General features: G+C 73.2%; 3 protein-coding genes. 1 reads left to right on the forward strand and 2 read right to left on the reverse strand.

Annotated features, from left to right (window positions below; genetic code table 11):
- The first annotated feature begins 89 nt into the window (after positions 1-89).
- Positions 90-1,616: a DHA2 family efflux MFS transporter permease subunit gene (locus DK254_RS26765; RefSeq protein WP_109936256.1), complete on the forward strand. Its 1,527-nt coding sequence runs from the start codon at positions 90-92 to the stop codon at positions 1,614-1,616.
- Positions 1,617-1,648: 32 nt separating this feature from the next.
- Here DK254_RS26765 and DK254_RS26770 read toward each other — a convergent pair whose 3' ends face one another.
- Complete coding sequence (locus DK254_RS26770; RefSeq protein ID WP_109936257.1) at positions 1,649-2,284, reverse strand: glutamine cyclotransferase; 636 nt, start codon at positions 2,282-2,284, stop codon at positions 1,649-1,651.
- Positions 2,285-2,324: 40 nt separating this feature from the next.
- The coding region (locus tag DK254_RS26775; protein ID WP_109937311.1) for a helix-turn-helix domain-containing protein at positions 2,325-3,513 on the reverse strand (1,189 nt) is incomplete at its 5' end.

Consider the following 3,513-nt stretch of genomic DNA (forward strand, 5'->3'; position numbering starts at 1 on the left):
TGACAGCTATTGATCCCGGATTCCAGAATCCACCGAAGCCGCCGCCAGCGCGCGGCCGGCCCCACTGACGCCACGCCAGGTCCCCCACCATGAGCACCGAATTCCGCCCGCCGAGCCTGGCCCTCGCCACCCTCGGCCTGGCCCTGGCCACCTTCATGCAGGTGCTGGACACCACCATCGCCAACGTGGCCCTGCCGACCATCGCCGGCAACCTGGGGGCGAGCGCCAACCAGGGCACCTGGGTGATCACCTCGTTCGCCGTCAGCCAGGCCATCTCCCTGCCGCTGACCGGCTTCCTGTCCCGGCGCCTGGGCGAGGTGCCGCTGTTCATCGGCTGCGCGCTGCTGTTCGTGGTCACATCGTTCCTCTGCGGCGTGGCCCGCGACCTGCCCATGCTCATCCTGTTCCGCGCCCTGCAGGGCGCCGTGGCCGGGCCCATGTACCCGATCACCCAGAGCCTGATGATCAGCATCTACCCGCCGCACAAGCGCGGCATCGCCCTGGCGCTGCTGTCGATGGTGGCGGTGGTGGCGCCCATCACCGGGCCCATCCTCGGCGGCTGGATCACCGACAACTACTCCTGGCCGTGGATCTTCTTCATCAACCTGCCCATCGGCGCCTTCGCCGTGTTCGTCATCAGCCGGCAGATGCGCGCCCGCCCCGAGCGCCTGCAGCGCACCCGCATCGACTACGTGGGCCTGGCGACCCTGGTGGTGGGCGTCGGCGCCCTGCAGGTGCTGCTGGACAAGGGCAACGACGAGGACTGGTTCGCCTCGCCGTTCATCATCGGCTGCGCGGTGGTGGCGGCCATCAGCCTGGCGGCCTTCCTGATCTGGGAGCTGACCGACCGCGAGCCCATCGTCGACCTGCGGCTGTTCCGCCACCACAACTTCCGCTACGGCACCCTGGCCCTGGTGCTGTCGTTCTCGGCCTACTTCGCCATCAACCTGCTGCTGCCGCAGTGGCTGCAGCGCAACCTCGGCTACACCGCCACCTGGGCGGGCCTGGCGGCGGCGCCGCTGGGCATCGCGCCTCTGCTGCTGAGCCTGCTGGTGGGGCGCTACGCGGCCAACTTCGACCTGCGCCTGGTGGCCTCGGTGGCCTTCGTCGCCATGGGCGCCACCTGTTTCTTGCGCGCCGGCTTCACCCTGGACATCGACTTCCGCCACGTCGCCCTGATGCAGGCGCTGATGGGCGTGGGCGTGGCGCTGTTCTTCATGCCCACCACGGTGATCCTGCTGTCGGACCTGGAGCCCCACGAGATCGCCGCCGGCTCCGGGCTGTCGACCTTCCTGCGGACCCTGAGCGGCAGCTTCTCGGCCTCGCTCACCACCTTCCTCTGGGACCGCCGCGCGGTGCTGCACCACGCCCAGCTCAGCGAAAGCGTCACGGCCTTCGACAGCGGCACGCGCCACAGCCTGGAGCTGCTGGGCCAGGGCGACCCCCACCTGGGGGCGAGCCTGCTGAACCAGATGATCACCCAGCAGGCCTACCAGATCAGCTTCAACGAGCTGTTCCACGCCCTGGGCTGGATCTTCCTGGTGCTGATGAGCGTGATCTGGCTGACGCGCCCGCCGTTCACCGGCAAGGCGCGGGTGGCGGTGGCGGACCACTAGGGCCGCCGAGCCTGCGGGGCCCGGCGGGCCGTTCAGCCCCTGGGCCGGCGCACCGCGCGGACCTTGCCGCTGGCGCCGCCGCCGCAGTAGAAGCGGTCGCCGCCGTCGGCCTCCAGCCCGGAGACGCCGGTGCCGGCCGGCAGCGCCAGGGCCTCCAGGACTTCGCCGCTGCGCGGGTCGATGCGCCGCAGCTCGCTCTCGTCGTTCTCCCAGGTGCCGTGCCAGAGCTGGCCGTCGACCCAGCTGACGCCGGTGACGAAGCGGTCCGATTCCAGGGTGCGCAGCACCGCGCCGGTCTGCGCGTCGATCTGCTGGATGCGCCGCGCCTGGTACTGGCCCACCCACAGCGAGCCTTCGGCCCAGGCCAGCCCGGAGTCGCCGCCGTGGCCGGGGGCGGGGAGGGTGGCGAGCACTTCCCCGGTGCGCGGGTCGAGTTTGCGGATGAGTTCTTCGCCGATCTGGTACAGGTAGCGGCCGTCGAAGGCGGTGCCGGCGTAGGCGGGGACCTCGATCGTGCGCTCGATGGCGCCGCTGTCCGGGGCCAGGGCGTTGAGCCGCTCGCCGGAGGCGAACCAGACGTGCTGGCCGTCCCAGGTCAGGCCGTGGACTTTGTCGATGCCCGGGAAGGGGCCGTATTCGCGCAGGATTTCCGCAGGTCGGGTTTTCATGGTGGCGTCCTCCTTCGTGTGGTGCCTGGGGCCATCCTAGTCAGCCATTGACGGGGGCCGGGAGTAACAAGGTGGTCGCGAAACCCACCGGCGGGCTCAGCCAGCGCCGCGCCCGGCCCTGGCCGAAGGCCTGCACCCGGGCGTCCGCCGCCAGGGCTTCCAGCGCGCGCTGCACCTGGCGCTGGCTGCTGCCCAGGGCCAGCGCCAGGGCCGAACTGGACCAGGCCCGGCCATCGGCGAGGCAGGCCAGCACCGCGGCGTGGCGGTCTTCCAGCGGGCGCGCCAGGACCAGCACCTCGTCCACCTGCAGGGGGTCGAGCACGAAGCCCGCGCGGGTGGCGGCGATGCCGGCCAGCCCCTCCAGGGCCGCGCGCAGCCGGCCGATCTCCACCCGCAGGCGGGCGCGGTGGCTGTCGTCGAAGTGGCGGGTGCGGAAGGCGCCGGCGATCAGCTGCGCGCGGCTGGCATCCGCCGGCCAGGCCTCGGCCAGGATGCGGGCGAGGGCGAACAGCACCGGCCGGCTGGCCAGCGGCACCCTGGCCCGCGGCGTGCCGACCAGGTAGCGGCAGGCATCCACCAGCAGGGCCTGGCGTTGCAGCAGCGGCTCGACTTCCTCCAGCCGCAGCAGGCGTTCCGTGCCGCGGGCGATGCAGCGCGCGGCGGGGGCGTCGAGCAGCCGTTGCGCCGCCTCGACCTCCGCCTGCAGCGCGGCGATGCCGGCTTCGCGGGCCGCGGCCGCGGCTTCGAGCAGGGCGGCCCGGGCGGCGCCTGCGCGTAGCTGGCGCAGGGCGATGCCGGCCGCTGTCAACCGATGGATCGCCCGCAGGGGCGCCGCCAGGGCCTGGGGCGGCAGCCGTTCCAGCTGCGCGCCGGCGGCATCGAGCTGGCCGAGCAGCAACTGGCGGCGCGCCGCGAGCAGGCGCGCGTGGGCCGCGTTCAGGCGGTCGCCATGGGCTTCCAGGGTGGCCAATGCCGCCTCCAGGCGCGCCACCGGCCAGCCCAGCTCGCGGTCGGCGAAGGCGATTTCCGCCTCGGCCACCTGGCAGCGTGCGCGGGCCACGGCCTCCCGCGGGCCGAAGGCCCGGGCGGCGGCGCGCAGCAGTTCGCGGGCGCGAGCCAGGTCGCCCAGCTGCGCCATGGCGATGCCGCGCAGGGCCAGCGCCGGGGCGTCGTCGCGCAGCGCCACGCGGTTCAGCGCGGCGAAGGGGTCGCCCATGGCCAGGGCGCGG

Source organism: Pseudomonas sp. RW407 (genome assembly GCF_003176655.1).
GTDB lineage: Bacteria > Pseudomonadota > Gammaproteobacteria > Pseudomonadales > Pseudomonadaceae > Pseudomonas > Pseudomonas delhiensis.

Excerpts from the sequence above, each read along its gene's own strand:
- DK254_RS26770 (WP_109936257.1), bottom strand. The coding sequence starts at position 2,284 with ATGAAAACCCGACCTGCGGAAATCCTGCGCGAATACGGCCCCTTCCCG.
- DK254_RS26765 (WP_109936256.1), top strand. The coding sequence starts at position 90 with ATGAGCACCGAATTCCGCCCGCCGAGCCTGGCCCTCGCCACCCTCGGC.